Here is a 23,832-nt window from a genome sequence, read left to right on the forward strand (position 1 = left end):
CAAAAACAGTTTTCCGGCCAGCTACGAAGCCGAAGGGTTCCGGAAAAACAGCCTCTCATTCTTCAACTAAACGTCAACTGTTTTTAACCCGCGTTTCCAAAATGGAAGCCAGATTTTCTTACACCCTTTTTTTACAAAACCATCATGAAAAAATTACTCATCCTCACAACCTTCGCTTTCGGGGTACTTTCAGGCTGTTCATCTGATGCTAACAAAGAGGCCGCTACATCAGAGGCCGCTACATCCCCCGAAATGAACACAACAGCGCCGATGGTGCAAGAAGAAATCAGTGCTGACAGTATCGTGACCCCTGCCGATACCACGATGACTGCCGAAGAGGCTGCTCATGGCCACAAGCACTAATTCAGGGAATTGAACAGAAAGCCTCTGTGATTTGGGTATAGCTTGTCAAAGGGCTATACCCAAACCGCAGAAGTGCTTATCGCTCTTAAAACTAATCAGTCATGAATAGTAAAAAGGTACTGTTAACTAGTTCCCTGTTGCTACTATCCGCTATTGGCAGCGCTGTTTTTGCCCATGGGGTTGACGAAGACACGAAAGCTTTTCTGGTAGGAAATAATGGAGTAGCTTTTGTTCCATTCCTATACATCGGGGCCAAACACATGCTCACTGGCTACGACCACTTATTGTTTTTAGTCGGGGTCATATTCTTCCTATACCGTCCTAAAGAAGTATTGCTCTACGTCAGTTTTTTACTGTAGGCCACAGCCTAACACTACTGCTTGGGGTTTTGGGTGATATTCATATCAATGCATTTCTTATAGATGCCATAATAGCTCTATCAATCGTCTACAAGGGTTTTGATAATCTGGGTGGGTTTAAACGAATCTTCGGGTTCCAGCCCAGCACCAAAGCGGCCGTTCTGATTTTCGGGCTGTTCCACGGATTCGGGCTTGCCAGTAAGTTACAGGACTTTAATTTTGGAAGAGAGGGCCTTTTTACAAATTTAATCGGCTTTAACATAGGCGTAGAGATAGGGCAGTTTATTGCGTTGGCTTTCGTGCTTATACTCATCAGCTTGTGGCGAAGACATACCAGCTTTATTCGCTTTTCATCCCTCACCAACATGTTGCTTATGGCAGCGGGTTTTGTTTTGTTAGGATACCAACTAACCGGCTACTTTACATCTTAAAAACAGTGAATCATGACAGAGCTTAATCATCCTGTACTAGAAACGAAAAAAATCATCAAAGCTGTAGTAGCCGCTTTATTACTAGGAATAATCATTCTGGTAACGGCCGTGCTCCCCGCTGAATATGGCTTAGACCCTACAGGCGCAGGAAAAATACTGGGCTTTAGCCAATTGTACCAACCTGCGGCAACCGCAAGTGAGGAAACGATGGTGGGAAATGTGGCCCAGGAATCACATCCGCTCCTGAAACTGGAAAAAGCCGGCTCAGGCCCTGACGTAAAAAGACCCATCGAAGCCGACAACCCTGCTCCTGAAAAGCAACTGGCAGTAAGAGAAGATACCGTTCAGGTAGTTGTGCCGGCAGGGAAAGGAATCGAGTATAAAGTAGAAATGCTGAAGCACGGAACATTGAAGTATGAATGGGCCACGGAAAAAGGCACCGCTTACTTTGATTTTCATGGCGAGGTAAAAGAGGCCAAACCGACAAAAGCAGTTTACTTCGAGAGCTATACTATCGCTTACTCCAATAACATGGTCGGTACTTTTCTGGCACCTTTCGAAGGTAGGCACGGCTGGTTCTTCCGGAACAGCGGACCTACGGACATGGTCATAAACCTGAGGTTAATGGGCGAATATGAGCTTTTAAAGTAGGTTTGCTTAGTGCAGTTCTGTAAGTACAGGATTTTCCTTTTCTATACGTAGTCTGGCTTAAATAAATCTCTGTTCTCTTTCCTCCGTATCTTTGCTCCCAATGAGGAACCTCGTCGCCGTTTTGCTTAGCCTGAATCTGTTCCTGGTGGGTCTCCTGCCCGGAGCCGACGCGCACGGGCTGGTGGACGCGGCCACGCTCTGGGAGCACCACGACGCGGACCACGCGGCCACCGGCTTCTGGGACTTCTACCTCGACCATTACGTGGGCGACCACCACAACAGCCCCGAGCACCAGTCCCTGCCCCTGCCCGGACACCACGCGCACGCGGCCACGGCCGTCTGTTTCTTCCCAGCCCCCTTGTGGAGCAGCCCCCGGTAGCGCTGCGGCTGCCGGAAGCGTTGCGGCATCTGCCGGCCCCGCTGCCCGCCCGCCAGGGCGTGTCCGAACCCTGTTGGCAGCCGCCGCGGGCCTAACCACTTCCTCCTTTCCGGTTTTTCACGAAGCTGCCCGGCCCTGCGCCCGGGTAATTCGTGGGCTTGGGTGTCGTTCTGACACCCGTGTCTCGCCCATTTGGGGTGGCCGGAAAGCCCTGTCTTGTGGTTAGGCTTTTCCCTTCGTGGCTTCATGTTAGATTCCATTATTCGCTTCTCTATCGGCCATAAGCTGCTGATAGGGCTGCTGACCCTGGCCCTCGTGGCCTGGGGCGGCTACTCGGTGCTGCACCTGCCCATCGATGCCGTGCCCGACATTACCAACAACCAGGTGCAGGTCATCACCCAAACCCCCTCGCTGGGCGCGCCCGACGTGGAGCGGCTCGTGACCTTCCCCATCGAGCAGGCTATTGCCACCATCCCCGACGTGCAGGAGGTACGCTCCTTTTCGCGCTTCGGCCTCTCGGTGGTCACCATCGTGTTTCCCGACGAAACGGACGTGTACTGGGCCCGCAACCAGGTCACCGAGCGCCTGAAAGACGCCGAGCGGCAGATTCCGCCCGGCACCGGCACGCCTGAGCTGGCCCCGGTCACGACGGGTCTGGGCGAGATTTACCAGTATGTGTTGCACCCCAAGAAGGGCTACGAAAAGAAATTTTCGCCCACCGAGCTGCGCACCCTGCAGGACTGGCTGGTGCGCCGGCAGCTGCTGGGCACGCCCGGCGTGGCCGATGTAAGCTCCTTCGGGGGCAACATCAAGCAGTACGAAGTGGCCGTGGACCCCGAGCGCCTGCGCTCCTACGGCGTCACCATCGGAGAGCTGTTCACGGCCCTGGAACAGAACAACCAGAACACGGGCGGGGCCTACATCGACAAGAACCCGGCGGCCTACTTCATCCGCACCGAAGGCCTGGTCGGCTCGCTGGAAGACGTGGGCCGCATCGTCGTCAAGGCCCCGACGGCGGCGGGCAGCGTACCCGTGCTGGTGCGCGACGTGGCCGAGGTGCGCTTTGGCCACGCCGTGCGCTACGGCATGATGACCCGCAACCAAGAAGGCGAAGTGGTGGGCGCGCTGGTGCTGATGCTCAAGGGGGCCAACTCCTCGGAGGTCATCAAGGCGGTGAAGCAGCGCATGGCCGTTATCCAGAAAACGCTGCCCGAAGGATTGGTGATTGAGCCCTTCCTGGACCGCACCAAGCTCGTGGACCAGGCCATCGGCACCGTCACCAAAAACCTGGCGGAAGGCGCGCTGATTGTCATTTTCGTGTTGGTGCTGTTTCTGGGCAACTGGCGCGCCGGGCTGGTGGTGGCCTCGGTCATTCCCCTGTCCATGCTCTTCGCCATCAGTCTGATGCGGGTGTTCAACGTGTCGGGCAACCTGCTCAGCCTCGGGGCCATTGACTTCGGGCTGATTGTGGACGGGGCCGTGATTATCGTCGAAGCCATCGTGCACCGCCTGGCTTTCCTTAAGCGTCCCGCCGGCTCGGCCAACCTAACGCGCCCCGAGATGGACGACGAAGTGTACCACGCGTCGAGCAAGATTCGCTCGTCGGCCGCATTCGGCGAAATCATCATCCTGATTGTATACCTGCCGCTGCTGGCGCTGGGCGGCATCGAAGGGAAGATGTTCCGGCCGATGGCCCAGACCGTGGCCTTCGCCATTCTGGGGGCCTTTATCTTGAGTTTGACCTACGTGCCGATGATGTCGGCCCTGGCCCTGAGCCGGAATACCGAACACAAGCCTAATATTTCCGACCGGGTACTTGGGGCCCTGGCCCTGCGCTACCAGCAGGTGGTGGCCTGGGCGCTGGGGGCCAAAACCCTGATTCTGGGCGCCGCGCTGGCCCTTTTCGTCGGCGCGGTGTTGTTGTTCCGCACACTGGGCGGCGAGTTTATCCCGACCCTGGAAGAAGGTGACTTCGCCGTCGAGACCCGGGTGCTGCCCGGCTCGTCCATCACCTACACCGCCGAAAAAGCCCAGCAGGCGGCCGGGCTGCTGCTCAAGCACTTCCCGGAAGTCAAGGAAGTGGTGGCCAAGGTGGGCTCGTCGGCCATTCCCACCGACCCCATGCCGGTGGAGGCCTGCGACCTGATTATCGTGCTCAAGGACCGAAAAGAGTGGACTTCGGCCGACAGCCGCGAGGGATTGGTGGAGAAGATGTCGGCCAAGCTCAGCAGCATTCCCGGCGTCACGTTCGGCTTCCAGCAGCCCATTCAGATGCGCTTCAACGAGCTGATTTCGGGGGCCAAGCAGGACGTGGTGATTAAGATTTTCGGGGAGGACCTGCAGCAGCTCGACGACTACGCCGGGCGGGTGGGCGAGCTGGTAAAGGGCTTGTCCGGCGCAACGGACCTGTACGTGGAGCGCGCCACCGGCCAAAGCCAGATTGTGGCGCAGGTGGACCGCGACCGGCTGGCCCAGTACGGGCTGTCGGTGGACGACGTGAACCGCACGGTGCAGGCCGCTTTCGCCGGCCAGGTGGCGGGCCAGGTGTTTGAAAAAGAGCGCCGCTTTGATTTGGTGGTGCGCCTGAAAGAAGACGCCCGCCAGGACATCAGCAACCTGCGCCAGCTCTTCATTGCCGCCCCCGACGGCCGGCAGGTGCCGCTGGAGCAGGTGGCGAAAGTATCGTTGATTTCCGGGCCCAGCCAGATTCAGCGCGACGACGCCAAACGGCGCATCATCGTGGGCTTCAACGTGCGGGGACGCGACGTGGAAAGCCTGGTGCAGCAGGTGCAGCAACGTATTGAGAAGCGACTGAAGTTCGCGCCCGGCTACTACGTGACCTACGGCGGGCAGTTTGAGAACCTGCAGTCGGCCCGCGACCGACTCCTGATTGCCGTGCCGGTGGCGCTGCTGCTCATCTTTCTGCTGCTCTACGCCACGTTCAATTCCATCGCGCAAACGGTGATGATTTTCACCGCCATTCCCTTGTCGGCCATTGGCGGGGTGTTGGCGCTGTGGCTGCGCGGCATGCCGTTCAGCATCTCGGCGGGCGTAGGCTTCATTGCCCTGTTCGGCGTGGCGGTGCTCAACGGCATCGTGCTCATCGGCTATTTCAACCAGCTCAAGGAGGAAGGGATGACCGACCTGCGGGCCCGGATTCTGGAAGGCACCCACGTGCGCCTGCGCCCCGTGCTGATGACGGCCACCGTGGCTTCGTTGGGCTTTCTGCCGATGGCCCTGTCCGGCTCGGCCGGGGGCGAGGTGCAGAAGCCGCTGGCCACCGTCGTGATTGGCGGGCTGTTGACGGCCACGCTGCTCACCCTGCTGGTGCTGCCGGTGCTCTACTACCTGGAAGAAACCTGGACGGCCCGCCGCGCCGCGAAAAAGCAGAATCGAGTAGCCCCCGGTGAAGCTCGGAGTGGCCAGCATCGTCCTGTTGGCCGTGGGCATGTCGCTGCTACCCGACCGGGTGATGGCCCAAAAGCCTGCCGGGCCCGATAGTGGGGCGCTCAACGCCACGCAGGCGGTGGAGGCCGCCCTGACGCAAAGCGGCACGGTGCTCGGCGCCCAACAGCAGCTAGCCGCGCAGCAGGCTGCGGTGCGGGCCGCCCGCGACTTCGGCCGCACCACCATTCAGGGCAACTACGGGCAGTACAATTCCCGGCAGCAGGATAACCTGTTCACGATAACGCAGCCACTGGCCTGGCCGGGCTACTACCGCACGCTCACGGCCCTGGCCCAAGCGCAGGTGGCGACCAAGCAGCAGCAGCTGGACCTGGTCCGGGCCGACGTGCGCCGGCAGGTGCGCCTGCAATACGAGGCCGCCGTATACGCCCGCCACCGCCTGCGCACCCTGCGCGCTCAGGACAGTCTCTACACCGAGTTTGTGCGGGCCACCCAGCTGCGCTTCCGCACCGGCGAAACGGCCCGGCTCGAAGTAGCCACGGCCCTGGTGCAGCAGGGCGAAACCCGCACCCGCCTGGCCCTGGCCCGCACCGAATACGCGGTGGCCGTTCGCCAACTCCAGGCGCTGCTGCAACGCACCGCGGCCGTGAGAGTCGCCGACAGCACCTTAGCGCCCCTCGTGCCCCAGGTTACCGTGATGGTCGGCGATACCACGCTCTTTGCCCGTAGCTTGCTGGCCCAGGTGCTGCGCCAGCAGGTGGCCGTAGCGCAGGCCGAAACCCGCGTCACGCAGGCCCAGGGCAAGCCGGGGCTGAGCGTGGGCTATTTCAATCAGTCGATTAAGGGCGTCCAGTTAGTCGATGGCGGCACGCGAACCTACACCGGCAGCGACCGGTTTCAGGGCGTGCAGGCCACCGTGGCCGTGCCCCTGATTCAGGGCCCGCAAAAAGCCCGCGTGCAGGCTGCTCGCCTGCAGGAAAAGGTCGCCCAAACGGGCTACTCCCGCTTCCAGGCCGAGCTGGCTGGCCGGGTTGAGGAGTTGCTGCTCCAGCACGCCGAGCAGCAGCAGCGCCTGCAATTCTACGAGCAGACCGGCCTGCCGCAGGCCGCCGTCATCACCCGCGTGGCTACCAAAGCCTTTAAGGCGGGCGAGAACGGCTACACCGAGTACCTGCTCAACCTGGACCGCGCCCTGCGCCTGCGCACCGATTACCTCGACGCGCTGCTGCAACACAACCAGACCGTCATCGAACTGGACTATTTGCTAAGCACCGGCCAGTAAGCCCGGCTCTTTTTCTCCTCTGTCTGAACGTACCCTTCATGAAAACCACGTTTTATAAGCTCGCCGTGCTGGCTCTGTTGCTAAACGCCGGCTGTGGCAGCAAAACCGAACCCGCCGACCCGGCGGATGCTCCGGCCACGGCCGCCGAAGCCGACAGCACGGCCGCGCCCACCGACCTGATTTCGCTCACGGGCGATGAGCAGCGGCTGGCCAACATCCAGACCACGACCCTGGCACAGCGCGTACTGGGTGCCGGCCTCAAAGTCAACGGCGTGCTCGACGTACCGCCCGACAAGCTTATGTCCATCAGCGCGCCGCTGGGGGGCATTGTGGAGCGCACCTCCCTGCTTCAGGGCATGTTCGTGCGCAAGGGCCAGGTGCTGGCCGTCATCCGCAACCCTGAGTTTATCCAGCTTCAGCAGGATTACCTGGAAACGCAAAGCCAGCTCCGCTACGCCAAAACCGACCTAGACCGCCAGCGCGAGCTGGTACGCGAGGAGGTAGCTCCCGCCAAGAACGAGCAGCAGGCCCAGGCCCGTTACAGTGCCCTGGCGGCGCAGGCGGCCGGCCAGGTGGCCCGGCTGCGACTGGCGGGCCTGCCCGTGGGCACCCGGCCCTTCGTCACCACGGCCGCCCTGCGCGCTCCCAGAGCGGCTTTCGTGAAGGCGGTCAATGTCGCCGTAGGCCAGAGCGTCACGCCCACGGATGCCCTGTTTGAGCTGGTGGACCCCGACCACCTGCACGTGGAGTTGACGGTGTTTGAAAAGGACGCCGGGCAATTGAAGCAAGGTCAGCGCATCCGCTTTACTGTTCCCAACGACAGCAGCATTGAGCGCGGGGCCACGGTGTACCTCATCGGGCGCACCGTGGATGAGGCCCAGCGTACCGTGCGCGTGCACGGCCACCTCGACCGCGAAAACGACCCGGCCCTGCGGCCGGGCATGTTCGTGCGGGCCGTTATTGAAACCACCTCCCGCCGCGTGCCCGCCTTGCCTAACCAAGCCGTGGTAGACTATGAGGGCAAGCAGTACGTGTTCCGGCAGCAGGCTGCCGCCGCCGGTAAGCAGGCCTATCGCATGATAGAAGTACGGCGCGGCGAAACAGCCGATGGCTACAGCGAAGTCTTCATTCCAGGTACGGCCGCCGCTGACACGGCCGCTCGCTACGCCACCGAGGGTGCCTATTCGCTGCTGAGCAAGCTCAAGAACCCCAGCGAAGAATAACCGTCTGGCCGATGAGCCCGCCCCCTTTTTCCACTTCGTTCTCCCTAACCGCTGTATGACTTCCCTACGCATTTCCATGGTGCTGGCCGCATTGCTGGCCGGCCTCTCACTCCCCACGCGGGCCCAGGTGTATACCCCCGAGGCCGACGAGCACCCGCACCCGCACCCCGCGCCCTTGCGGGGGCCCGAGTCGGCGGCCACAGCCGCCGCCCACCTGCCGCTGGCCACGGTTTCGCACACCCTGTACACCCCAAAATCGGAGCTGTATGCGGAGTCTAAGCCGCTGATAGCGGGCCGCCCGACGCGCTTTACGGCCCATCTGACCACGTTGGGCACCTCGTTTCGCCCCTACACGGCCGGGCAGGTGACGGTGCGCCTGCAAGTGGGCGGCCAGACCGTCACGGCCACGGCCGCCAAACCCGAAGCGCCCGGCATTTTCCGGTTTCAGCTGCCACCAACGCCAGCCGGTACCGGCAAGCTCATAATCGACATTGTTACCCCGAAATTCACCGACCAGTTCACGATTCCGGGCGTGGTCGTGTACGCCGACGAGGCGGCGGCCCGCCAGCAGCCCCGCAACGAGCAAGCCGGCGACATCCCCTACCTCAAAGAGCAGTCCTGGCTGCTGCCCAACTTTGCCACCCAGCCGCTGGGCCGGGGCAGCATTGGCGGCAAAACGCCGGCGCAGAACGTGCTGGTGCTGCCCCTCACGGCCTTCGTGAGCATCGACGGGTTTCCGCACGTGTACGTGCAGCGCACGGACCCGGCCAGCCCCTACCGCCAATTTACCTGGAACCCGGCCGCGGGCACCCTCGACCCGGCTGCCCTGCCCTGGGCCGGGGCCGTGGTAAACCTGGCCGGCTCACGCATCACCGCCGGCCGCTGGACCGCTGCCCGCAAGCAGGACATCCTGGGCAGCCGCCTCGACGCCACCACCTTGCTGGTGCGGGAGCTAAGTAAGCCCGGCCACGGCGTCCAAACACTCCTTTCGGCCTCGGCCTACGGCTACTACGGCGACACTGGTACCCGCCCCACCGAAGAAAATGCCCCACCCGGCCCCACGACGGACTTTCTGGCGCAACTGTGTCAGCAATGGGAAGCAGCCGCGGCCCCGGCCGCGAATGCCGGCGTGCGGCTGGTGGTGCTGCGCCTGGGGCTGGGCGGCGGGTTTGGGTCGGGGCGGCAATATGTCTCGTGGGTACATGTAGACGACGTGGCCCGGCTGGTGAGCCAGGCCCTGCGCGAGCCGGCCTGGGTCGGTGCGTACAACGTCACCGCCCCGGCGCCGGTCCCGAACCGCGAGTTGCTGGCGGCCGGCGGCCCAGGAGTTGGGTCGCCGGCCGGGCCTGCGGGTGCCAGCCGCGCTGCTGCGCCTGCTCCGGGGCGAGATGAGTGGCCTGCTACTAGGCAGCTACCGGGTGGTGCCCACGCGGGCCCTGGCGCAGGGCTTCCCTTTCACTACCCCGACGTGGCCGCCGCGCTGCGGGTCTTTGCTCACGTTCGGCTTCATCTGTCAGTTTTAAGCCCACCGGGGTATTATTTATGGAGACTTCCTCTTTATCGAATTGCGCCAGGTGGGCAAGCAGTACGAGGGCGCGGGCAACCTGCTGCCCGCCCTGCACGACGTGTCGCTGGCCATTGCGGCGGGCGAGTTCGTGACCATCGTGGGCAAGTCGGGCAGTGGCAAATCGACCCTGCTCAACCTGCTGGCGGGTCTGGACCGGCCCACGGCCGGGCAGGTGCGGGTAGGCGGGGTGGCCGTGCAGGCGCTGAGCGAAAACGCGCTGGCCACTTGGCGCGGCCGAAACGTGGGCGTGGTGTTCCAGTTCTTCCAGCTGCTGCCCACGCTCACCGTGGCCGAAAACGTGATGCTGCCGATGGACTTTTGCAGCACCTACCCCCGCGCCGAGCGGCGGCCCCGCGCCCTGGCGCTGCTGGCGCAGGTGGGCATTGCCGACCAGGCCGACAAGCTGCCGGCGGCCCTCTCGGGCGGGCAGCAGCAGCGCGCCGCCGTGGCCCGCGCCTTGGCCAACGACCCGCCCCTGCTAGTGGCCGACGAGCCCACCGGCAACCTCGACACCCGCACCGCCGACCAAGTGCTGGGCTTGTTCGAGGCGCTGGTGGCCGAGGGCAAAACGCTGGTCATGGTGACCCACGAGCGGGACCTGACCCGCTACCGCACCCGCGCCATCGAGCTGGCCGACGGGCAGTTGGTAGCAACTTCCACCCTGCAATCTGCGGCCCGATGAGCACCCGCTGGCAAAAACTCCGGCGCGACGCCCGCCAGTACCGGGGCCGGCTGGCCATAATGGTGCTGGCCATTGCCGTGAGCGTGTTCGGCGTAACGACGGTGCTCACCGCGTTCAGCATCCTGCGGCGCGAACTGCAAAGCAACTACCGGGGCACCCGGCCCGCCTCGGCCACGGTGCGGGTCCACCGGCTGCCCTCGGCGCTGCTGGCCCAAATCCGGCAACGGCCCGACGTGCGGGCCGCCGAAGTGCGCCAGACGGTGGAAGTGCGCGCCCGCACGGCCGGTGGCGGTTGGGCCGGGATGCTGCTGTTCGTGGTGCCCGACTTCGCCCACGCGCAAGTCAGCACCGTGCAGCACCTGACGGGCAGTCAAACGCCCGCGCCGGGCACGGTGCTACTGGAGCGCACGGCCGTTGCGTTTCTGGGGGCGGGGGCGGGCGGACCGGTGCAGCTCAAGCTGCCCGACGGCCGGCAGGTGGCACTGGCGGTGAGCGGCACGGTCCACGACCGGTCGCTGCCGCCGGCCCCGATGGAAAAAACAGGCTACGGCTTCATCACGCCCGCCACCCTGGCTAGCCTGAACCTGCCGCCGGCCGACGACGAACTACGTCTGCTCGTGGCACCCGACCCTTATGACGCGGCCCGCATTACGGCCGTGGCCCAAGCCGTGGCCGGCACCCTGGTCCGCGCCGGCGTGGCCGTGGACGAGGTGCAGATTCCGCCCCCCGGCACCCACTCGCACCAACCCATCATGCAGGGCATTATGACCTTGCTGCTCGTCTTCAGCCTGCTGGCCATGCTGCTGAGCGGGGTGCTGGTGGCCACGCTGCTGGGTGGGCTGCTGGCCGGCCAGACCCGCCAGATGGGGGTGATGAAAACCCTGGGAGCTACCGCGGGCCAGCTCGCCCGGCTCTACCTCACGCTGGTGGCCGCGCTGAGCACCCTGGCGCTGCTGCTGGGCGCGGGACCGGGCTGGTGGCTGGGCCGCGTGATGGCCGACCGCCTCGCCACCCTGCTCAACTTCACCATCGCCAGCTACGGCGTGTCGGCCGTGGTGCCGCTCACGGTGGCGGCCGTGGGCCTGCTGGTGCCGCTGGCCCTGGCCTGGCCGGTACGGCGGGCCACCCGGCTGAGCGTGCGCGCCGCGCTAGCCGATTTCGGCGTGGCTGCCGATGCCGGCCGGCGCGGGAGCCTTGACCGGCTGCTGGGCCGCCTGCCGGGGGTGGGCCGGCCGCTGCTGGTGTCGCTGCAAAACGCGTTGCGCCAGCGCCGCCGGCTGGTCCTGACCCTGGGCCTGCTTTCGGTGGGCGGGGCTATGTTCCTGACCGCGCTGACCCTGCTCAACTCCTGGACCCGCACCATCGACGACTCGTTTGCCCGCCGCCGCTACGACCAGGAAGTGTGGCTCACGCGCCCCGCCGCCATCGACTCGCTGCTGCGGGTGGCGCGGGCGCTGCTGGGCGTGGCCGTGGCTGAAGCCTGGAACCTGCGGCCCGTGGCCTTCGGGCAGCCCGGCCAGCGGTTCGTGCAAACCAGCACCTACGCCGACCAGCGCCACGGCAGCCTGTACGTGGTGGTGCCGCCGGCCGACTCGCGCCTGCTCGACGTGGCTCCGGCCGAGGGCCGCTGGCTGACGCCCGCCGACACCGCCGCTGTAGTGCTGAACCCGGCCGCGCTGGCGCAGGCCCCCGGCGTCCGGGTGGGTGGTCGGGTGTGGCTCTCGGCCGACGGCGGGCCACTGCGGGCCTGCCGGGTGGTGGGCCTAGTGCGCGAGGTGGCTACGCCGGCCAGCGTGTACACCACGGCTGCCGGCCTGCGCCGCCTGGGCTTGACTCCCGACCGGGCCAACGTGCTGCGCCTCGGGGCGGGGGCGGCCCGGCCCGAAGCCCTGGAAACGGCCTTGAACCGCGCCGGCTACGGCATCGAGCGGCGCTGGACTACGGCCGACTTCCGCGCCGCCGTCTCCGACCACATCTACATTTTCGTGGGCGCCCTGCTGTTCATGGCCGCGCTGATGGCCGTGGTCGGGCTGCTGGGCTTGTCGGCCACCATGAGCACGAGCGTGGTGGAGCGCACCCGCGAGTTTGGGGTAATGCGCACGCTGGGCGGGACGCCCCGCACGCTGCGCTGGCTGGTCGTGACGGAGGGAGTGCTGATTGGGGCCGGCAGCGGCGTCGTGGCCCTGGGCCTGGCCGTTCCGCTGGCCGCCTTCCTCTGCCAAATGATTGGTACGATGGCTTTCCGCACCCCGCTCACCCTCACGCTCAGCGCCGGCCCCTGGCTGCTGTGGCTGGCGCTGGTGGTAGGCTTTGCGGTGCTGGCCACACTGGCCCCGGCGCGCCAGGCCACGCGGCGCACGGTGCGGGCCGCGCTGGCCTATGAGTAGCGGTTAGTGGCCGTTGGCTTATCTCTTTAACCCTTTTCAGTTCCTTCAACCACTTCTCTCATGAACATTCTGCACCTCGACACCAGCGCCCGCCACGAGCAATCCGTCTCGCGCCGACTTTCCACCCACTTCGTCGCGGGCCTGACCCAGCGCCACCCCGACGCGGCCGTCACCTACCTCGACCTGGCCCGCGATACGCCGGCCTACCCGGACGAGATGTTCAGCGTGGCCATGTACACGCTGCCCGCCGACCGCACCCCGGCATGGGCGCCAAGCTGGCCGAATCGGACCAGCTTATCGACCAGCTGCTGGCTGCCGATCTCATCGTCATGGGCCTGCCGATGTACAACTTCACGGTGCCGGCGGTCTTCAAAACCTACATCGACAACATCGTGCGCATCGGCCGCACCTTCGCCTCAGCCAACGGGACCTACCAGGGCCTGCTGGGCGGCAAAACGGTGGTCATCATCACCTCCCGCGGCGGCGACCACACGGCGGCCAGCCCAATGGCCGGCATGGACGTGCTCACGCCCTACCTGAAGGTAGTATTCGGCTTTATCGGCATTGATTCGCCCATTCACGTGGATGCGCAGCCCACGCAGTTTGCCGGGCTCGATGCGCGGGGGTCGTCCATCAAGCAGGCCACGGCAGAGCTGGATGCGCTGGTTGGCAAGTTGGCAAGTTGGCAAGCAAGACATTGCAACCCTCTACGCCGCTCAGATGGTGAGCCTGCCCGACCTCGCGGCCATCGATGCCGCTTTGGGCAAGAAGGGCATTTATAACGAAGCCCAAGCCACGCACGTGGTGGCCTTGCCCCGCAATGATTTAAAAATCAGCATCGAAGGCGGGCCGATGTCCATTGCCTTCGACTAAATGCCTGCTTCGGGGGCCCTAACCGGTGCCAGCTTATTGCTGCGCCGCCCGCTCCCGTTTCAGCCGGGCCAGCATCTGCTGCATCAGCTTGATTTCGCGCTCCTGCGCCTCAATAATCTCATCAGCCAGCTGGCGCACCTCGGGGTCCTTGATGTCGGCGCGCTTGCTGACCATGATGGCGATGGAATGGTGCGGAATCATGGCCTTCATCCACAGCGTATCACCCACAAAGGTCTGGGAGCGCACCATAATGGTGACGACCACGAACAGCACCAGGCTGCTGCCCATAATCAGGGCGTTCCGGCGTTTGTCGGGGTACATGCTCCACATAAAGCCCATCATAATCAGCGTCATGGGCACCAGCATCAGCAGGGCCATGTACAGGCGGGTCAGGCTGAAGTACACGTGGTCCCACTCGTAGACGTTCAGGTACATGACCATATACATGGCTACCAGGGAAACGGCCAGCATCAGAAAGAAGCGGGAGTAGGGTTTTTTGTGTTCCATAAGAGCAAGAAAAGTAAGTTGGCAAACGTATTGATTTGAAAGCAAAAGGCTTGTTAAAATAGAGGGCAAGGGTCCCGCAGCCTAAAAGATTCAGGCGGTTGGCCCTTCGCAGGTTGTTACAAGAAGCGTGAACTGCTTATTGGTCGGGTCAATCAGGGAGAGGTGCTTTGTACGCTTTCCGCCCTTTGCTGGATACTGCGCCGTACGGCCGGAGTTATCCGAGCGCTGCCGAAAAGTGCTTGTCCCATAAGAATTGACGAATTGTAGCATCGAAAAATTACCCTCGCACCCTGGGGCTACACATCCAGCAGATGTTAGCTATTCATAGGCAATAGGCCCTTACGTAGGGCCCTTCCAGCCAACTACATCCGATGTCCGGGCATCACCATACCGGGCATGCCCATCATTGGCTGGCCGGGCCGCATGGACAGGTCGCCGTAGCGCGCCGCCAACCAGTAGCCCACGGCCAGCATTGCTAAAGTGAGCAGGGTCACGAGGGCTTTTCGCAAGCCGGACGCAGGGGCACCACCCTCCCTATCCGTTGGCATAGCAGCCATGTTGTGCCCGGCGTGCGCGGCGGTGCTAACTTCTTGCTGCGGGGCCCCGCCTTTGCCCAGAGCTCGTTCGGTGCCCATGCCGTGCTTGAGCCGGTTTTTCACCAGCCAGTAGTTGACCGGGTACGAAACGGCCACCCCGACCAGCGTGGCCGCCGACATGGCCGCCCAGAACCAGGGCGAAGTGGCTTCCATGGCCCGCATGTCACGGCTCATCAGAATGACCATGGTGGGCAGCATGCCGGCCATCATGGCGTTCATCGATATCCACTCCGGCAGAAAGGAGCTGCGCAGGGCTTCACTGTAGCTCATTTTCATCATGTCCTTCATAAACAGCGCCTGGAAGATGAACAGGCCGAAGGCAAAGCCGGCCGCGTACTCAATCCAGATGTCTACGCCCATGCGCAGGCTGAAAAAGCCGGTGATAACTGCCGCCACGATGATGCCCGTCGCGTCGCCGGCCGCGCAGTGGATGGTGGAACCCACCGCCTGCTTCCACAGCGGGGCGATAAATTGCTCGTGGGTACCCGGCGAGGGCTCCCGGCAGGAGAACCAGTAAATTAGCCCCCCCACGGGCCCGGTGTACAGCATGACGAGCACCCAGCCCCACTTCATCACCTTCATCTCCGGGGTGCGGGTAAACAGGTCCCAGGCCACGTACGCCGCAGAGAGGGCCATCAGGGCAAACCAAATCCACAACAGGTACTCGGGAAACAGCGGCGCGGACATCGAATGCGTCATGGGGCAGGGGAGGAGGTGCAGCAGAATGGAGTGAAAGGCGCAAGCGAAAAAGCCGGGGCCTTACTGGGGCGGCAGGTGTAGTTGCGCCTCCATGGTGGCCGTCAGGGGGTCGGTATACACGCCGTACGCATTCACGAGCACGCCCCGTGGGTTAGGGCCGGTGGCACTGATGGCGTAGCGAATCGATTGGTCTGCGGGGTCGGAGGGCCCCTCAAATCGAAAGCAAAAAGAGCGGCCCCAGGGGAGCCGCTCTTGTAATCGTAAACTCAATAGCCTAAAATTTCTTGTTTCTCAGCAGCCACTCTTGCAGCATCTTGATTTCCATTCTCTGGTCTGCGATGATTTGTTCGGCCAGCGTCCGGGTGGCATTCTCCCGTCCGTATTTGAGCAGAGCGTTGGAGTTCCCGATGGCACTCTGGTGGTGGTCGATCATAAGCTGGGCAAAATCATAATCCGGGTTGCCGGTCAGCGGGCGCAGATCCACGGCCTGCATCATTTGCGTCATGTTCATCATCTGGAGCATGTTGAACTCCGGTACCGCTGGCGCGTGGGCCGGATGCGCGGCTAAAAATGCCTGGAATTGTTGTATTTCGGCCTGTTGCTTGTCGATGATGCTTTGGGCCATGGCCCTCATCTCGCTGTCTTTGCCGCTTTTCAACTCCTCCTGGCTGTTTTTTATCGCCGTCTGATGGTGGATAATCATCATGGAAGAGTAGTCGTTGTCCGGGTCCTGGGTTTTGGGCATGGCTTCCATCATCGCCATTGACTCGTGCATATTACGCATGTACACGCTCGCGTCGTGGGGAGTGGTAAGCACCAAGCCGCCGTCGTCTTTGCTACAGCTGGTAAACGAAAGGGCAGCACCCACAAGGCTCAGGGCGAGTAGGGGGAGGCGGAAAAGTTTTTTCATAGCAAGTAGTTGTTAGGGAAACGTATCTACTCACCAAAACGGCCAAACAGCGGAGGAGATTTGCGGCAATTCAATTTAGCCTTGCATAATTTCAAGCACCGCGCTCACCCTAAGTGCATTGTTCGGCCCGAAACTAAAACAGCTTACGGCTTGTATGAGCGCACACCGGGTTATCCTACGGATGATCTCTGTTCACCCTAATGCTACTGCTATGACTGTGTTTACACTTGCTTGGCTTGCGGTCACCGCGCTGTTTCCCGTTGCTACGCCGACTTCCCCCGCGGCCGAGACGGCGGTAAGCGTGGTTGTTACCAACCTCCCCTCCAGCAAGGCTACGCTGAAATTATACTTCTACAACGTGAAGGCTAACTTCCTGGTCCGCAACCACTATACCCTGCTTAAGTACGTCAAGCCGGCTGGCCGCACCAGGGTCGTGTATCCCATCCAGCTACAACCCGGCGAGTGGGCTATTGCGCTGACTCAGGATTTAAATGAAATAGGACTTACGCACTTAGTAGTAACTTGAGAAAAAGCCTGGCTTTATGGTGACGCAAGCGACTTACATCGAGTACCTGCTTAGTACGCCCCGCAATTATACGTGTACGCACTTGGCCGAGCACCTGTCGCAGGTGAGCCACGATCAAGTGAACCGATTTCTGCGCCGCAGCTCGTTTTCGCCCACGCAGTTGCGCGAGTTGGTCTTGCCCTTGCTCCACGACTCGCCGGAGGCCTTTTTGCTGGTCGATGATAGCGTGCAGGACAAGCGCTACAGTCGCTTCATTGAAGTAGCCAAACGCCAGTATTCGGGCAACGAACATGGCCTGGTCACCGGCATCTGCCTGGTTAACCTGGTCCACAGCAGCGGACAGGCCGGGGATTTTCTGCCCCTGGACTACCGCGTCTATGCCCCGGAGCTGGATGGCCTGACCAAAAACGAGCATTTCCAGGCCATGTTCGCCCACGTCGTGGCGGAAAATAAAATTCAGGCCCGCACGCTCCTGTTCGATGCCTGGTACAGCGGCAGCGACAACCTGAAGCTGATTCAGCGGGCCGGTTGGACGTTTTTCACGACCCTGAAAAGCAACCGGTTAGTGAGTGCCAGCAAAGAGGGGGGCTACCAGTCCCTGGCCGACGTAGCCCCGCCGCCGGGTGGGTGGAGCACCGGCTTGGAAGTACGCTTGCAGAAGGTGCCGTTTGCGGTGCGCTTGTTCCGGCTGGTCGCCCCAAACGGCGACATTGAATGGGTCGTGACCAACAACTTCGCCTTTACGCTTACCCAACCGCTGGTCGAGGCCACCACCCGCACCCGCTGGCAGGTGGAAGAGTTTCACCGCAGCTTCAAGCAGCTGACCGGGGCCGAGAAATGCCAGTGCCGCCGTGCCCAGGCCCAGCGCAACCATCTGGCCTGCTGCTACCTGGCGTGGGTGTCCCTGCGCGAGTTTGCCCGATCAACGGCCCAAACGATTTATCAGGCCCACCAGCACCAATGGGCTCCCTACTTGAGCCAGCTGCTCGCCAAGCCCCTCATTCCTGCCCTGCTCCCCGCAAGTGCGTAAGTCCTATGAAAACGATCTGGTGGACCGCAACCTGGTAGGTATTCCCACCGAACCGTTTGCCTTGTCCAATAACGTAAAGCCCCGCTTCCGAATCCCTACCTTCGACGACTGCAAGTTCACCGTCCGTGGCTTAACCACTACGGTGACCATTTCAATGAAATAAGGACTACGGCTGACGATTCCCTGCTGTCATTTCTCCTTCCCGCCTGTGGGCTGACGATATGCTGGGGCCTTACGTCAACGCATCCAGGCTGCGCCGGGCTGCGCTGGCCGGCCCCAGCCGCTGAAATTCGGTCGGCGTAAGGCCGGTCACCTGCCGAAACTGCCGCGACAGATGGGCCGGGCTGCTGTAGCCCAGCTGCTGCGCTACTTCCGCGATGCTTAACTCGCCGTAGCTAATCAATTCCTTGGCCCGCTCCACCTTCTGGCGAATGATAAATTTCTCAATCGTAAGGCCTTCGGAGGCCGAAAACAGGTGGGACAGGTAATGGTAGTCACGCTCCAGGTGCTCGACCAGATAGGCGGAGTAGTTGAGCAGGCGTAGGCCGGGCGGCGGGTAATGAATCAGCGTGACCAGCAGGGTTTTGATGCGCTCCACCAGCTGGCCCCGTGGGTCTTCGAGCAAGGAGAACCCGGTTGCCGCCAGGCTGGCCCGAATAGCCCCCCAGTCGGGCTCGGCTCCGTTCGGTACCGAAACATCCGCCTCCCCCAGCACCACGCGGTGCACGCGCAGGCCCAGGGCCCTGAGGTCCTCGCCCACCACCCGAATGCACTGCGGGCAGACCATATTTTTAATCAGCAGCCGGTGACTGCCGGGTGGGGGCAAGGTGTGCGGCGCGCTAAACTCATTGTTCATAAGAACTGGGGGGCTTATTTTACCACCAGACTGCCGCGCAGCATTCCCATGCCGCAGGTAAACTCGAAGCGGCCGGCCTGCTCGGGCAATAGCTCGACCAGCGTAGTCTTGAAGGCCGGCAGATCGCGCCGAATGCTGAAGTCCGGGAACAAAATCTCTTCGGAGCAGCTGTTTTCCTCGTCGCGGTAAAAGCTCAGCTGCACGGGCTTGCCGCGCTCCACTTCTATCACGTCGGGCGAGTAGCCGCCCTTGACGGTGATATCCACTTCCTGTACGCCGCTGGAGGAGGAAACGGCACTGGCCGTCTGGCGCGCCGAGAAGAAAAAATACCAAATGACGAAGGCGGCCAGAGCCAGGCCCACGACGGTTACGATGATTTCGGCAGTATCCATAAGGATTGGTTTAATTGATAAGTGAAGGTGCCATAGAGGGCTTGGTAGAACACTGCGCTCCTCTGCGACACTCTACGGGAAATGACGCCTGGCCGTATGTCAGGTTCAAGCTTCCGCTCGCTTAGTTTTTAACGGGCGAAAACCCCCGCAGGCGCAGCGAGTTGGTGAGCACCGATACGGAACTGAGCGCCATAGCCCCGGCGGCCAGCATGGGCGAGAGCAGGATGCCAAAGAAAGGGTAGAGCAACCCGGCCGCGATGGGAATGCCCAGCGTATTATAGATAAAAGCAAAAAACAGATTCTGCTTAATGGTCCGAATCGTCTGGCGCGACAGTTCAATGGCCGTCACTACCCCCTGTAGGTCGGAGCGCATGAGGGTGATGCCGGCCGCTTCCATGGCCACGTCGGTGCCGCCGCCCATAGCCAGGCCGATGTCGGCCTGGGCCAGGGCGGGCGCGTCATTGATGCCGTCGCCCACCATGGCCACGGTACGGCCCTCGGCTTGCAGCTCCTTCACCTTGCCAGCCTTGCCGCTGGGCAGCACCTCGGCAAAGTAGCGCGTGATGCCCATCTGGCCGGCTACCTGCGCGGCCGTCTGGGGGTTGTCGCCGGTCATCATGACCACTTCCAGGCCCAGGGCCTGTAACTGCTTGATAGCCGCCGCCGACGTTTCGCGGACGGTATCGGCTACGCCGATAAGGCCCACGGCCTGACCCGCCACGGCCACGTAAAGCACCGTTTTGGCCTGATTCAGCAGCTGCTCGGCCTGCGCCGTCAGCTCAGCCGACAGGCCCACGCCTTCCTCGGTCAGGAGGCGGCGGTTGCCGATAAGCACCGCCTGGCCCGCCACGGTGGCAGCGGCGCCTTTACCCTCCACGGCCCGGAAGCCGGTGGCGGGGAGCTGGGGGCATTTTGAGCATCGGCGTAGCGCACCACGGCCTCCGCCAACGGGTGCTCCGACTGCCGCTCCACCGACGCTATAATTGGCAACAGTTGACCGGCGTCCTGCCCCGCAGCGGGGACAAAATCGGTTACGGCGGGCTCCCCGCGGGTGATGGTGCCGGTTTTGTCGAGCAGGATGGTATTGACCTTGTACGCTTTTTCCAGCGCTTCGGCGTTGCGAATCAATACGCCGTGCTCCGCGCCCTTGCCGGTGCTGACCATGATGGCCGTGGGCGTGGCCAGGCCCAGGGCACAGGGGCAGGCAATAATGAGTACCGCCACAAAATTCACCAGCGCCAACGGCAAGCGCGCCTCCACCGGGGCCAGGTCAAACCACAGCACGAAGGTGAGGATGGCGATGACCACCACCGTGGGCACGAAGATGGCACTGACCTTATCGGCCAGGCGCTGGATGGGCGCGCGGCTGCCTTGCGCGTCTTCCACCAGCTTCACAATCTGGGAAAGCATGGTGTCGGCCCCTACTTTGGTTACGCGGAAGCGGAAGGAGCCGGTTTTATTGAGCGTGGCCCCAAACACCGGGTCACCCTCTTTTTTCTCCACCGGCAAGCTTTCGCCCGTGAGCATGGCCTCGTCCACGGCCGAGTGGCCTGTTTCAATAAGGCCGTCGGTCGCTACTTTCTCGCCGGGGCGCACCACGATGAGGTCATTCAGCTGCACCTGCTCAATGGGCACATCAATTTCCTGACCGTCGAGGCGCACTACGCGGGCGGTCTTGGCCTGCAAACCCATCAGAGCCTTCATGGCCGCCGAGGTCTGGGTTTTGGCCCGCAGCTCCAGCACCTTACCCAGCAGAATCAGGGCAATGATGGTGGCCGTGGTATCATAGTACACCTCCGGCATCAGGCCCCGGCGCATAAACCAGCCCGGCACCAGCGTAGCGGCGAGGCTGTAGAGAAACGCCGCGCCGGTACCCACGGCAATGAGCGTATCCATGTTGGCGGCGCGGTGCTTGAAGCCGTTCCAGGCGGAGGTGTAGAATTCGCGCCCACTATACAACAGCACGGGCAGCGTCAGCCCCAGCAGCACATAGTTAAGCACGGGCATGGATACGCGCTGCATCAGGGCCGGCCAGAGCATAAGCATACTCAGGGGCATGATGACGATAGCCAACCCGGCCGCCACCCAAAACCGAAGCTTGAGCTTCTGGTAGGCCAGGGCCTTTTGCCGATCAATTTCCGCGTTGCGCTCGGCCGCGCTGGTGCCCGGCGCGCGCTGCGCTACGCCGTAGCCCGCGCTGACCACGGCTGCTGTCAACGTAGTCGGGTTGGCCTGGGTGGGCAGGTAATCGACGGTGGCTTTCTCGGTGGCAAAGTTGACTACGGCCCGCTGCACGCCGGGCGTACGGCTCAGCGACTTTTCCACGAAGGCCGCGCACGAGGCGCAGGTCATGCCTTCAATGTCGAGGGTTTCAGTTTTAGTGGCTGGTTCCATATAAGTAGGGATTGCGTGAGCGTAAGGGAGGGTTCAACCCTCTTAGCCTTCCTGAAAAGACCCAGAAAAGCTTTCTACAAAGTAACGGCTACCAAGAGCCGGAGTTGGTACGCAATCCTTCCTTAAACTTGCATAATTTGAACCATAGAGCCTGATGATAGGCTTAAAGGCTGTTTGAAATACGCTTTTCAGATGGTTGGATGCGGTAAAGGCGCAAGCGTTGGGGTCTCCTCGCTGAATGACGCTCGAGTGGCGCGGACAACGACAAGACCCCAACGCTTGCGTGTCGTCGTCCGCCATTACGTTTCAGCTAACTCAAACCGCTTCTTATAAAATCCTGTTCTACAGGTGCATAATTCTGGGGCAGGCAAGAGAACCACTCCCTGATTAATTTTATTCAAATGGCTGAACGGACGCCGTTAAGCTACTTTATGGTTTTCAGCCGGAGGGAGCACTTTCAGCTGGAAACTTTTTAGCCAAAAATATAGTAGAGTAGCAGTATTTCCCTTTCAAAGGAGAATTCTACTTTTGCAGCCGCTTAGTGCCTGTCCGTCATGTTCCGTAGCCTGTTTCCTTTCCAACGCTTGCTGGCGACGACCTTTCTGGTTGTCTTCGTCAACGTGTTCGTGGGACAGTGCTGGTGCGCGACAATCAGGCCGGTGGCTATAGATTCTGCATTGGCGGCCCCAGTTGCTACGCCTTTTAAGCCCACGCATCCGGGCTGCGCTGGCCACGGCAAGACCACAGCAAAGCAGGCCCCAGGTAAAGCCACACACGCTCACCAGTCAAGTAAGCCAATAGGCAAGCACGACTGCTGCCGCGACAAGTCCGCGTCGGTGCTCGCCTCCCTGACGGCTCCGGTTCACAAGCACCTGCTCGCGCCCGCCCCGGCGCTGTTGCCCGTGGCATTCGACTACCACTTCCGGTCGATGGCCGGCCAGTGGGACCGTACGGGCGCGGTCGTACTGGTTCCCCGGCAGCACCTGCCGCCCAAGATTCCTGATATCCGCATTTACCTTCAGTCGCTGACTGTCTGATTTTTTCTGACGCGCCAAGGCTCGCGCCGGCATAGCTATGCTATGTCCGGCGGGGGCCTTTTCGTTTGCGCGTCCGCCCGGCTCCACCGCGCCACCCTCCCTCTCTTCCTGGCTCTTTTGCCCGACCAAGCTAAGCTATCGGGACAAGCTGATGCACCCGCCTCGCCGCCGACTTCGGGTCGTGCCGGCCACTGCCCGAGCCGCAGCGGCGCTCTTCACCCGCCTACCGGGGCCTTGATTTTCAACACCAAATTTCCTTCTTATGTATCGCTTTTCTGTTTCTCTGCTGGCGCTAACCAGCTTATTTGCCATGGCTAACTGCTCGTCCGATTCGGCTTCGAGCAGTGCCACCGATACCGTAACCACGCCCACGGCAGGACCTGCTGCGGGTACCGACGAGCACGCTGGCGGCCACATCTATTCCTGCCCCATGCACCCGGAAGTAACCAGCACCAAAGCGGGCGATAAATGCCCGAAGTGCGGCATGAACCTGGAGCACACCGATCTGCCCGCCAGCAACGGCAAGGCGTACCAGATGAAATTTGCCCCCCAGCCCATGCAGCTTACTGCCGGGCAGCCGGCCAAGCTGACATTTGCCCCCCAAGAAACCGGCAACGAGGCCGCGCCCGTGCCGCTTGCCGTGGTGCACGAGAAGAAGATTCACCTGATCATCGTTAGCAAGGATCTCTCGCAATTCTACCACGAGCACCCCGAGTACACGCCCCAGGGCGACTATCAGGTGGATTACACCTTCCCCAAGGGCGGTGAGTTCGTGCTGTTTCAGGACTACACGCCCGCTGGGGCTGGCCATCAGCTCGGTCGTCAGCCCGTCACGGTGCAGGGGCCCAAATACACGCCCGTCAAGTTCAGCAACGACGACATGAGCTGGGAGCAGGACGGCTACTCGGCTACGCTGGCCTTCGATAAGCCGCTGCGAACCGGCCAGCTGCTGGGCATGAAAATCACCATCAGCAAAAACGGCCAGCCGGTAACCGACCTCGACAATTACCTGGGCGCGCTGGGCCACGTGGTGGTTATCAGCGAGGATACGGAACGCTACCTGCACGTACACCCCAACGACCAGGCCGACAAAGGCCCTGCCATCGGCTTCAATACCAACTTCGAGGCTCCCGGTCTGTATCGGGTTTTCCTCCAGTTCAATCACGCCGGTACGATTCATACCGGCGACTTTACCATCAATGTAAAAGGCCCGGCCGCTAGCTAGGCTGCCCTTTTTACCGCGTTTCACTTTTTCATTTTCCTCCAATCCTAATCCCTCAAAC

At 62.0% G+C, this 23,832-nt stretch carries 23 protein-coding genes and 4 pseudogenes; 18 read left to right on the top strand and 9 right to left on the bottom strand.

Annotated elements, in window-relative coordinates:
* Window positions 1-144: 144 nt before the first annotated feature.
* The 6 genes and pseudogenes from MKZ35_RS05535 to MKZ35_RS05560 all read left to right on the top strand — a co-directional run bounded on the left by MKZ35_RS05535 (window position 145) and on the right by MKZ35_RS05560 (window position 8,093).
* Entirely contained in the window at window positions 145-363 is a 219-nt protein-coding gene (locus tag MKZ35_RS05535; protein ID WP_482512197.1) for a hypothetical protein, read from the top strand.
* Window positions 364-623: 260 nt separating this feature from the next.
* A pseudogene (locus tag MKZ35_RS05540) lies at window positions 624-1,153 on the top strand (HupE/UreJ family protein).
* Window positions 1,154-1,165: 12 nt separating this feature from the next.
* On the top strand, window positions 1,166-1,804 hold the full coding sequence (locus MKZ35_RS05545; RefSeq protein WP_482512199.1) for a hypothetical protein: 639 nt from the start codon (window positions 1,166-1,168) through the stop codon (window positions 1,802-1,804).
* Between the two features lie 100 nt (window positions 1,805-1,904).
* A complete protein-coding gene (locus MKZ35_RS05550) occupies window positions 1,905-2,183 on the top strand; it encodes a hypothetical protein (RefSeq protein WP_482512200.1) in 279 nt (92 codons plus the stop codon).
* Between the two features lie 246 nt (window positions 2,184-2,429).
* Window positions 2,430-6,870: pseudogene (locus MKZ35_RS05555) on the top strand (CusA/CzcA family heavy metal efflux RND transporter).
* 38 nt (window positions 6,871-6,908) lie between these two features.
* Window positions 6,909-8,093: an efflux RND transporter periplasmic adaptor subunit gene (locus tag MKZ35_RS05560; RefSeq protein WP_482512201.1), complete on the top strand. Its 1,185-nt coding sequence runs from the start codon at window positions 6,909-6,911 to the stop codon at window positions 8,091-8,093.
* A gap of 106 nt (window positions 8,094-8,199) precedes the next feature.
* On the opposite strand, the gene MKZ35_RS05565 is transcribed toward MKZ35_RS05560, so the two are convergent.
* Window positions 8,200-8,835, bottom strand: a complete 636-nt coding sequence (locus MKZ35_RS05565; protein WP_482512282.1) for a hypothetical protein — start codon at window positions 8,833-8,835, stop codon at window positions 8,200-8,202.
* A gap of 102 nt (window positions 8,836-8,937) precedes the next feature.
* On the opposite strand from MKZ35_RS05565, the pseudogene MKZ35_RS05570 reads away from it, so the two are divergent.
* From MKZ35_RS05570 to MKZ35_RS05600, 7 genes and pseudogenes are all read left to right on the top strand, one after another.
* Window positions 8,938-9,186, top strand: a pseudogene (locus MKZ35_RS05570) (TIGR01777 family oxidoreductase); the annotation flags it as partial.
* A 166-nt stretch (window positions 9,187-9,352) separates the two neighbouring features.
* Window positions 9,353-9,616, top strand: a complete 264-nt coding sequence (locus tag MKZ35_RS05575; protein ID WP_482512276.1) for a DUF1731 domain-containing protein — start codon at window positions 9,353-9,355, stop codon at window positions 9,614-9,616.
* Window positions 9,617-9,667: 51 nt separating this feature from the next.
* Window positions 9,668-10,342, top strand: coding sequence for an ABC transporter ATP-binding protein (locus MKZ35_RS05580; RefSeq protein WP_482512277.1), 675 nt, complete (start codon window positions 9,668-9,670; stop codon window positions 10,340-10,342).
* On the top strand, window positions 10,339-12,729 hold the full coding sequence (locus tag MKZ35_RS05585; protein ID WP_482512278.1) for an ABC transporter permease: 2,391 nt from the start codon (window positions 10,339-10,341) through the stop codon (window positions 12,727-12,729). The genes MKZ35_RS05580 and MKZ35_RS05585 overlap by 4 nt, the downstream gene beginning before the upstream one ends.
* A 60-nt stretch (window positions 12,730-12,789) precedes the next feature.
* Window positions 12,790-12,942: pseudogene (locus MKZ35_RS05590) on the top strand (NAD(P)H-dependent oxidoreductase); the annotation flags it as partial.
* 50 nt (window positions 12,943-12,992) lie between these two features.
* Complete coding sequence (locus MKZ35_RS05595) at window positions 12,993-13,511, top strand: FMN-dependent NADH-azoreductase (protein ID WP_482512202.1); 519 nt, start codon at window positions 12,993-12,995, stop codon at window positions 13,509-13,511.
* Entirely contained in the window at window positions 13,450-13,602 is a 153-nt protein-coding gene (locus MKZ35_RS05600) for a hypothetical protein (RefSeq protein ID WP_482512203.1), read from the top strand. The genes MKZ35_RS05595 and MKZ35_RS05600 overlap by 62 nt, the downstream gene beginning before the upstream one ends.
* A 33-nt stretch (window positions 13,603-13,635) precedes the next feature.
* On the opposite strand, the gene MKZ35_RS05605 is transcribed toward MKZ35_RS05600, so the two are convergent.
* From MKZ35_RS05605 to MKZ35_RS05620, 4 genes are all read right to left on the bottom strand, one after another.
* A complete protein-coding gene (locus MKZ35_RS05605; RefSeq protein WP_482512204.1) occupies window positions 13,636-14,109 on the bottom strand; it encodes a DUF305 domain-containing protein in 474 nt (157 codons plus the stop codon).
* 362 nt (window positions 14,110-14,471) lie between these two features.
* On the bottom strand, window positions 14,472-15,404 hold the full coding sequence (locus MKZ35_RS05610) for a DUF4396 domain-containing protein (RefSeq protein ID WP_482512205.1): 933 nt from the start codon (window positions 15,402-15,404) through the stop codon (window positions 14,472-14,474).
* A gap of 60 nt (window positions 15,405-15,464) precedes the next feature.
* A complete protein-coding gene (locus tag MKZ35_RS05615; protein WP_482512206.1) occupies window positions 15,465-15,674 on the bottom strand; it encodes a hypothetical protein in 210 nt (69 codons plus the stop codon).
* 4 nt (window positions 15,675-15,678) lie between these two features.
* Window positions 15,679-16,314 carry a DUF305 domain-containing protein gene (locus MKZ35_RS05620; protein WP_482512207.1) on the bottom strand — a complete coding sequence of 212 codons (636 nt, stop codon included), beginning with the start codon at window positions 16,312-16,314 and terminating at the stop codon, window positions 15,679-15,681.
* Between the two features lie 217 nt (window positions 16,315-16,531).
* Between MKZ35_RS05620 and MKZ35_RS05625 the strand changes: the two genes are divergently transcribed.
* Genes MKZ35_RS05625 through MKZ35_RS05635 form a run of 3 tightly spaced genes read left to right on the top strand, consistent with a single transcriptional unit; the run spans window position 16,532 to window position 18,033 of the window.
* Window positions 16,532-16,840 carry a DUF2141 domain-containing protein gene (locus MKZ35_RS05625; protein ID WP_482512208.1) on the top strand — a complete coding sequence of 103 codons (309 nt, stop codon included), beginning with the start codon at window positions 16,532-16,534 and terminating at the stop codon, window positions 16,838-16,840.
* A 16-nt stretch (window positions 16,841-16,856) separates the two neighbouring features.
* Window positions 16,857-17,870 (top strand): IS701 family transposase, encoded by a 1,014-nt coding sequence (locus tag MKZ35_RS05630; RefSeq protein WP_482511450.1) that lies wholly within the window; start codon window positions 16,857-16,859, stop codon window positions 17,868-17,870.
* Complete coding sequence (locus tag MKZ35_RS05635; protein WP_482512209.1) at window positions 17,863-18,033, top strand: DUF2141 domain-containing protein; 171 nt, start codon at window positions 17,863-17,865, stop codon at window positions 18,031-18,033. Before MKZ35_RS05630 ends, MKZ35_RS05635 begins: the two co-directional genes overlap by 8 nt.
* A gap of 69 nt (window positions 18,034-18,102) precedes the next feature.
* Here MKZ35_RS05635 and MKZ35_RS05640 read toward each other — a convergent pair whose 3' ends face one another.
* From MKZ35_RS05640 to MKZ35_RS05655, 4 genes are all read right to left on the bottom strand, one after another.
* The gene (locus MKZ35_RS05640) at window positions 18,103-18,726 is read right to left on the bottom strand and encodes a helix-turn-helix domain-containing protein (protein WP_482512210.1); all 624 of its coding nucleotides are present in this window, start codon (window positions 18,724-18,726) and stop codon (window positions 18,103-18,105) included.
* Between the two features lie 14 nt (window positions 18,727-18,740).
* Complete coding sequence (locus MKZ35_RS05645) at window positions 18,741-19,118, bottom strand: cupredoxin domain-containing protein (RefSeq protein WP_482512211.1); 378 nt, start codon at window positions 19,116-19,118, stop codon at window positions 18,741-18,743.
* Window positions 19,119-19,239: 121 nt separating this feature from the next.
* On the bottom strand, window positions 19,240-19,995 hold the full coding sequence (locus tag MKZ35_RS05650) for an HAD-IC family P-type ATPase (protein ID WP_482512212.1): 756 nt from the start codon (window positions 19,993-19,995) through the stop codon (window positions 19,240-19,242).
* Window positions 19,926-21,512 carry a heavy metal translocating P-type ATPase gene (locus MKZ35_RS05655; protein WP_482512213.1) on the bottom strand — a complete coding sequence of 529 codons (1,587 nt, stop codon included), beginning with the start codon at window positions 21,510-21,512 and terminating at the stop codon, window positions 19,926-19,928. The genes MKZ35_RS05650 and MKZ35_RS05655 overlap by 70 nt, the downstream gene beginning before the upstream one ends.
* A 554-nt stretch (window positions 21,513-22,066) precedes the next feature.
* On the opposite strand from MKZ35_RS05655, the gene MKZ35_RS05660 reads away from it, so the two are divergent.
* The gene (locus MKZ35_RS05660) at window positions 22,067-22,549 is read left to right on the top strand and encodes a hypothetical protein (protein ID WP_482512214.1); all 483 of its coding nucleotides are present in this window, start codon (window positions 22,067-22,069) and stop codon (window positions 22,547-22,549) included.
* A gap of 262 nt (window positions 22,550-22,811) precedes the next feature.
* A complete protein-coding gene (locus tag MKZ35_RS05665) occupies window positions 22,812-23,774 on the top strand; it encodes a heavy metal-binding domain-containing protein (RefSeq protein ID WP_482512215.1) in 963 nt (320 codons plus the stop codon).
* Window positions 23,775-23,832 lie beyond the last annotated feature (58 nt).

This window comes from Hymenobacter sp. R533113, assembly GCF_056835965.1.